This window comes from Methanococcus voltae PS (assembly GCF_024807035.1).
GTDB classification, from domain to species: Archaea; AGJL01; Methanococci; order Methanococcales; family Methanococcaceae; genus Methanococcus; species Methanococcus voltae.
Map to the genome: position 1 here is coordinate 665,239 of NZ_JANUCQ010000001.1, position 7,318 is coordinate 672,556.

Genomic DNA, 7,318 nt, shown 5'->3' on the forward strand with positions numbered 1-7,318 from the left:
CATATTTTATCCTATTTCATTGATAATTCCATTATTATATCCCTTATTTTTAAATATTCTTAAATCACCTATAAATCAATAACTTTAAATCTTACAAGTTTTAAATATCTTTATCAATTTTGAATTTACGATTATTTTTAGGTTTAATTATTATCGAGGGATATTTTGCAAAATAAAAACTATACGCTTAGTTCGGTTGATGACACAGAAAAAACAAAGAAATTTGATGTGATAAAAGACTCCGAACTAATAACGCTTTTAGGTCGTAAGAGTGTCTTAAGTGTCTTAAAATGTTTGGAACATAATGGAGCTTGTAGGTATGTCGACATATACAATACAATAGACGTCTCAAAGGGTACTTTATACAATAATTTGGAAAATCTTGTGGATATGAACTTAGTGGTTATTAAATTAGATGGTAGGAGAGTAATTTATGAACTATCCGATTGTGGACGACAGATATTGAATGAGGTAAATAATTTAATCAATTATTTTAATGAAAATTGTGTCAAATAATATCCCACTATTCAAATCAATAACTAATAACTAATAACTAATAACTTAACACTACCTTTTTTTAAATAATTACGTGAAAATAAAAAAATATGCAAAAAAATATATAAATTTAAAAACAAATTTTATATATTATATTTTATAGTCATGGAATATTCATATTTTTATTTGACGAATAAATTATTTTAGGGGGCTAAATATGTATTTTACTCGAAAAATGGATAATTTTATAGATTTTAAAACTTCATTTGATAAACCAATTTTATCAAATCGTACAAATCAAATAATTGAAGAATTTGGTATAAAACCCGAGGAAATAGCCATAGGGGAATTTGCAGGGAGGGACAGCTCAGCTGCTATAATAAAAGCTTTTGAAGATAACGACGATATAAACGTAATATTGCCAATATGTGCATTTACTGGTTTAGAATATGATAATTCAAACGGAAGTGACATACATGGTAGATTAGGCTATGAAAATCAGCAGGTGGACGAATTTTATGCAAATATGGTGAATGTATTATCTTTAAAGGAATATGCCCACTATGAAAAGTTTGAAGTATATTATAGAAATTGGGAACGGATATATAATAGATTTTCGGAACATAATGACACTTTTTCATTAACTGAAATGGTAAAAATGTTTGTTGGCAAATATGCGAAAGATAAAGATGTAAAAAATACAAAGGACGATGTAGATACTTCTTTTGTTTCAAGTCGTTTTTATATTCCAAAGCAAGAAGAGGATAACCTTAAAAATGGAGCCATTAGTAAAGATAAGATATTTTTACCATTACATTTTATGTATGAGCCAAGTTTATGGCACGCAATAAATGGACGTTTTTCTTCACTAATCGGGGATAAATTTTACTATTATTCACCTTGTATGGGTTGTCACGCTTATTTAAGAGCTTTAAGAATACCTTTGGCTAATCGATTGGGCAAAAAAATTATTTCAGGAGATAGAGTTAAACATGATAGTAATTATAAAATTGACCAAATTGAAGTTGCTTTTCAAGTTTATTCAAATATAGCAAATGAATTTGATGTGGAAATGCTATATCCTATCAAAGACATTGAAAATGGCTCTAAAATTAAGGATATCATAAACGAAGACTGGGAGCAGGATGCTAGCCAACTTACGTGCATGTTTAGTAAAAACTATAGAAATATCGATGGCACAGTAAATGAGCGTAAATGTCACTTAGAAGACATTGAAAATATCTACAAAGAATACGTGGAAATAGTTTGTAAGGATTTGTTACACAACGGTTATAGGGGTAATTTTGACTATACCGGTATTGTAGCAAATTATTTTGAAAAAGCATGTAAAAAGAACTATCCAAATTACTAAAATACCCTAATTACTTTATTATTTTAATATATTTTTAGAATATTTAATTATTATAAGTTTATTTAATTATTCTAATTTGATTATTTCTAATTATTTTGAAAAGTAGGTAAAAAAATGAAAGCAATCGTTATATTACTTGATGGCGTTGCAGATAGGCCTTCCAATGATTTGGGTGGTAAAACGCCTTTGCAATATGCAAATATTCCCAATTTGGATAATTTTACAAAAAATTCCTTAACTGGTTTAATGTGTCCTCAAAAAATAGGTGTACCTTTAGGGACTGAAGTAGCTCATTTTTTACTTTGGGGCTATGATATCAACCAGTTTCCTGGAAGGGGCGTAATAGAAGCGTTAGGGGAAGATTTAGATTTAAAAACTGACTCAATATATTTAAGGGCTACATTAGGTCATGTAAAGTATAATGATGAAAAAAACGGATATTTAGTTTTAGATAGGCGAACAAAAGACATAAACAATCAAGAAATTTCAGAATTATTGAAATCTATTTCTAATATCGAAATAGATGGTTATTTGTTTAAAATACATCATATACAAGGTATACACAGTATTTTGGAAATTTCAAAGTTGAACAGTACTAATAATACCAATACTATCAGTAATATTGATGATATTAATAACAATATTGATAATTTAGATAATTTTAAAGAATATAACCCCAATTCAGATTTAGAATTAACATATAATCAATTTTGTAGTTTAAAAAATAATTTAAAATGTAATAACGATAATATATCTTCTAAAATTTCCGATAGTGACCCATTTTACAAAGATAGACATGTTATAAAAGTTAAACCAGTTATAGAATTGATAGAAACCTTTGAGGAGTATCAAAATGCCTTAAGTGTTTCAAAAGCGTTAAATAACTATTTAATGACTTGTAATGATATTTTGGAGTCTAAAAAAATAAATATAGACCGTAAAATAAATAATAAATCTCTTGCAAACTTTTTATTAACAAAATGGGCAGGTAATTATAAAAAAATTCCCTCTTTTAAAGAAAAATGGGGTTTAAATGGTGTAATAATTGCAAATAGTAGTCTTTTTAAAGGTTTAGCAAGATTACTAAAAATGGATTATTATGATGAAAAAGATTTTAAAAAGGCTTTAGAATTGGGCTTAAAATTTAAAAATAATACAGTTAATACAGTTAATACAGATAATAATTCAAATTATGATTTTATACATATCCATACAAAAGAGCCTGATGAAGCAGGGCATACAAAAAACCCAACAAATAAAGTAAACGTCTTAGAAAAGTTAGATAATGATTTAAAGATTATAATAGATGAAATTAACCAAGAAACAGAAAATAATAATAATAATAATAAAGATAATAATAAAGATAATAATAATAATAATAATAATAATAATAATAATTTGTATATAATCACTGGAGACCACGCTACGCCTTCTACAGGTAATTTAATACACTCTGGGGAATTGGTTCCTATTGCAATATATGGTAATAGTGTGGGAAAAGACAATACAAACGCATTTAACGAAATAGAACTTTCAAAAGGATACTATAGAATAAATTCCAATGATATAATGAATTTAATATTAAATTACACCGATAAAGCCTTATTATATGGATTAAGACCAAATGGTGAATTAAAAAAATATATTCCAAAAGATTATGAATTAGAATTTTTAAAAAAAGAGAAGTAATTGATATTATTTATTATTATTTTTATTATTTATTATAAATTAATTATTCTTTTTTCTTAGTAGTAGCTTTTTTTGTTTTTGTGGCGGTTTTAGAATCTGCTTTTTTAGTAGCAGTCTTTTTTGTAGTTTTTTTAGTAGTAGCTTTTTTAGCCGTAGTTTTCTTAGCGGTTGATTTTTTAGTAGTAGCTTTTTTTGTTTCCTTTTTTTCTACTTTATCTTCTTCGCCTTCCTTTTTGATTTTCTCGGTATGCCTACACTTGGGATAATTTGAACAGCCAATAAATTCTCCAAATCTACCTTTACGCTTAACTAAATCGCTACCACATTTAGGACACTTTCCAACTATTTCTTTTTCATTGGATTCGCCTTTTAAGTTTTCTGTGTATTTACAGGTTGGATAATTTGAACAACCTCTAAATACGCCGAAAGCTCCTCTTTTAATTGTTAAGACTCCGTCACATTTAGGGCATTTCTTTTCGCCTTCTTTTTCATTCTCAATTTTTTCAAGTAACTTCTTATCTTCCTCTGAAATTCTTGAACTACACTCGATATTGACACATAAGTCTTTGCCCATGTAATTTATAATTGGGAGTCCACAAACTTCACAAACTTTATTTGGTATCTTTATAGCGCCTTTCTGGGGAAGTGGGTATGTAATCTCACAGTTAGGATAATTTGAACAGCCTACAAACCTACTTTTACCCTTATATTTAATAATTATAAGGTCTCCTCCACAGTTACATTTGCCAATAATTTGCAATGACCTATTTGTAGAATCTATTTTTTCTACAAGTTCAGCACCTATCTCTTTCTCTTTTTTCCTAAATTCATCGAGAATTTGAGATAATTTTACCTTGGTCTCGTCAATAACTTGCTCTTTTTTTATTTTATGGTCTTGTATCTTTTCTAACTTATCCTCTAAATCTCTAGTAAGCGTTTCTTCTACGATTTCAGGACAATATTTTTTAAGAGTTTCTATAACCCCAATACCTAATTCTGTAACACTAAGGGAACCATCTTCTATTACGTAGCCTCTTTTGGTAAGTTTTTCCAAAATATCGGCTCTTGTAGCTTTGGTACCCAATTGCCTAGTTTCAAGTTCTTTAATAATTGAAGCCATTGTGTAACGTTTAGGAGGTTTAGTCTCTTTTGAAAGTTTTTCCGTACTTTCTATGGATAAAATCGTACCTTTTTTCATCTCTGGAAGTTCATTCTCGTCAAATTTTGTAAAGTAATAGATTTCGTGCCAGCCTTCGTGTGTGGTACGTGAACCGCTTAATTTGAACTTCTCACCGTTTATATTCAATGTCACTTTTGAATATTCACGTTCTGCGTCATCCCAGAATGCAGCAAGTGCCCTTCTTGCAATTAAATTGTACAATTTTTGTTCATCGTCAGGTAGCGCCTCTTTTGGAACGTCTACGGGGTGGATTGCAGGGTGTGCGGGGTCATCCTTTTTACCCTCGATAGGTTTCAAGTTCTTTTCAAGAATTTCTGAAGCGTATTTTCCGTATTCTTTACTTTTTAATAGCTTATTTAAAACTTCGTTCATGTATTCGGCATCTTTAGGTAATTTTTGAGAGCTAGTTCTTGGGTATGAGCAATAACCTTTTTCATACAACTTTTGAGCTATTTCTTGTGTTCTTTTTGGAGAATATCTAAAAGCATTGTGTGACTCTCTTTGTAATGTACCTAAATCAAATGGTGGATATGGTTTTATCTTCTTTTTATTTTTCTTGATTTCTTCCACGAGGGCTTCTTTTTGACCTTCTACATTACCATATGCGTTATTTGCTTCTTCTTCATCCCAAAATTTATCTATTTCGTGTGTAGCAATGAGTGGCGCTTCTTCTTCTGTATTATTGTTTCCATTGTTATTCTTAAGGTTTGCATTAATTACCCAATATGGAACTGGTATAAACTTCTGTATTTCAAGTTCTTTTTCAACTAAAAAAGCAAGTGCAGGACCTTGCACTCTACCGGTACTCATTGTTTTCCATCTTTTAGCAGAGCTAATCGCTTGCATCAATGCTCTTGAGATATTAATACCGAAGAACCAGTCTATTTTGTGTCTACTGTCTCCTGCATCAACTAATCCAAAATCAATGCTATCGGTATTTTCAAAAGACTTTACGATTTCTTTTTTCGTTAAACTTGAAAATCTCATTCTTTTTGCAATATCTTGACCGCAAGCATAATGTAAAGCGTGGTAACCGATTAATTCTCCTTCGATATCCCAGTCCGTAGCTACATAGTATTCGTTAGCATCTTTTGAAAGTTTTTTTAACACATTTATGTATTTCTGAACGTATTCTTTACCTTCAACAGTTGAAGCAGGTGCCCAATCAATATCATAAGTTGGGTAATCGCCGAATTTGGTTTTATTCTTTTCTATAAGCGTGTATAAATGACCTACAGCTGACGCTACATAATAAGTTTTGCCTTGTGTATCTACTTCGTAGTAAGGAACTTTATTTTGTGATTTCTTTTTAGGTTTCCCCAAGGCATCAGCTATCTTTTTTGCCACATTTGGCTTTTCGCAAATTATAAGTCCTGTCATATTTTCCCGATAATTTTAATAATTTTTTATAATAATTCTATAATAATTCTATAGTATTTGTTATAATTGTTTTTACAATAGTGTTAATAGTGTTTATAATAGTTTTTATATTATTTTATTCTAATTTTCAAGATATAAATAGTTAATAGGTATAATATTAAAATAAACATTATAATGTACTTTAAAACGAATTATCTATTTTTATTTATTTATAAATCCAAAATAAAATCAGAATTTGGGTTTAACTACTTTCAAAGTGTTAAATTATAAATTATAAATTATACATTATAAAATTATAAAAAATAGAGAAGAATTAATGATTATTCTTTTTGTTTAATAAGTAAAACTGGGCATTTTGCATGTTTTAAAACTCTTTCAGCAACACTACCTAATAAAAGTCTATCAAATCCAGTTTTACCTGTTGTGCCCATTACAATAAGGTCAGCGTCAATTTTTTCTGAAAATTCAACTATTTCCTTTTCTGGGTTTCCTTCTAAAACTTGATTTTTAAATGATACGTCATATTTTCTTGCAGCTTTTGCAACAAGATGTAATGCGTTGTCTCCTTCTTCTTCGAGTATCTCTTTTAAGTTACTCCATAATCCGTCAGCAGGTATTTCGGTATAAGGTGTTGTATCCAATACATATACCCCATATATTTCAGCGCCTGTAGTTTTAGCTATTGATACAGCATGTTCGATTGCTTCAATAGATACATCGGAACCATCTGTCGGTACTAATATCTTTTTGTATTGCATATTGCTCTCCCCCTAAAATTTAGTACTATAATCATTATTTATTTCATATATTATATTTATTATTACTATTATTAGTATTAATAATGTTATTTCTATTTATAAATTTATTTTTATACTTTTTATCTTTATTGATTTAGATTTTATCTTTATTATCCTATTATTCCAGGATAATTCTATATAAGTTATATATTTAAAAACCTATATAATTAATATATTCCTAAATTTAATTAATAGAATATAATATAATATAATATAATATAATATAATATTATACATGAATATTATTCTAAAAACATAACATCAAATTTTAACGCTATGGCAAACCAGTATTGGTTGAATAAAATAATAGAATAACAATAGACGTAGAACAATAGATGCTTCAGATAGTATCGAATCTAAATCGTTAAGAAGAACAGTTTCAGATTCCAAGATTGTATATGGAAG

5 protein-coding genes are annotated in these 7,318 nt (G+C 28.5%); 3 read left to right on the forward strand and 2 right to left on the reverse strand.

Going from position 1 to position 7,318, the window contains the following annotated elements:
* Positions 1-165: 165 nt before the first annotated feature.
* The 3 genes from M2325_RS03075 to M2325_RS03085 all read left to right on the forward strand — a co-directional run bounded on the left by M2325_RS03075 (position 166) and on the right by M2325_RS03085 (position 3,556).
* Positions 166-516 carry a MarR family winged helix-turn-helix transcriptional regulator gene (locus tag M2325_RS03075; RefSeq protein WP_209590666.1) on the forward strand — a complete coding sequence of 117 codons (351 nt, stop codon included), beginning with the start codon at positions 166-168 and terminating at the stop codon, positions 514-516.
* Positions 517-712: 196 nt separating this feature from the next.
* Positions 713-1,867 carry a hypothetical protein gene (locus tag M2325_RS08280; protein ID WP_445468604.1) on the forward strand — a complete coding sequence of 385 codons (1,155 nt, stop codon included), beginning with the start codon at positions 713-715 and terminating at the stop codon, positions 1,865-1,867.
* Positions 1,868-1,981: 114 nt separating this feature from the next.
* Positions 1,982-3,556 (forward strand): BPG-independent phosphoglycerate mutase family protein, encoded by a 1,575-nt coding sequence (locus M2325_RS03085; protein WP_259050778.1) that lies wholly within the window; start codon positions 1,982-1,984, stop codon positions 3,554-3,556.
* Positions 3,557-3,599: 43 nt separating this feature from the next.
* On the opposite strand, the gene topA is transcribed toward M2325_RS03085, so the two are convergent.
* Positions 3,600-6,116: a DNA topoisomerase I gene (gene topA, locus M2325_RS03090; RefSeq protein WP_259050780.1), complete on the reverse strand. Its 2,517-nt coding sequence runs from the start codon at positions 6,114-6,116 to the stop codon at positions 3,600-3,602.
* 320 nt (positions 6,117-6,436) lie between these two features.
* Positions 6,437-6,874, reverse strand: coding sequence for a universal stress protein (locus M2325_RS03095; protein WP_209590670.1), 438 nt, complete (start codon positions 6,872-6,874; stop codon positions 6,437-6,439).
* Between the last annotated feature and the right edge of the window lie 444 nt (positions 6,875-7,318).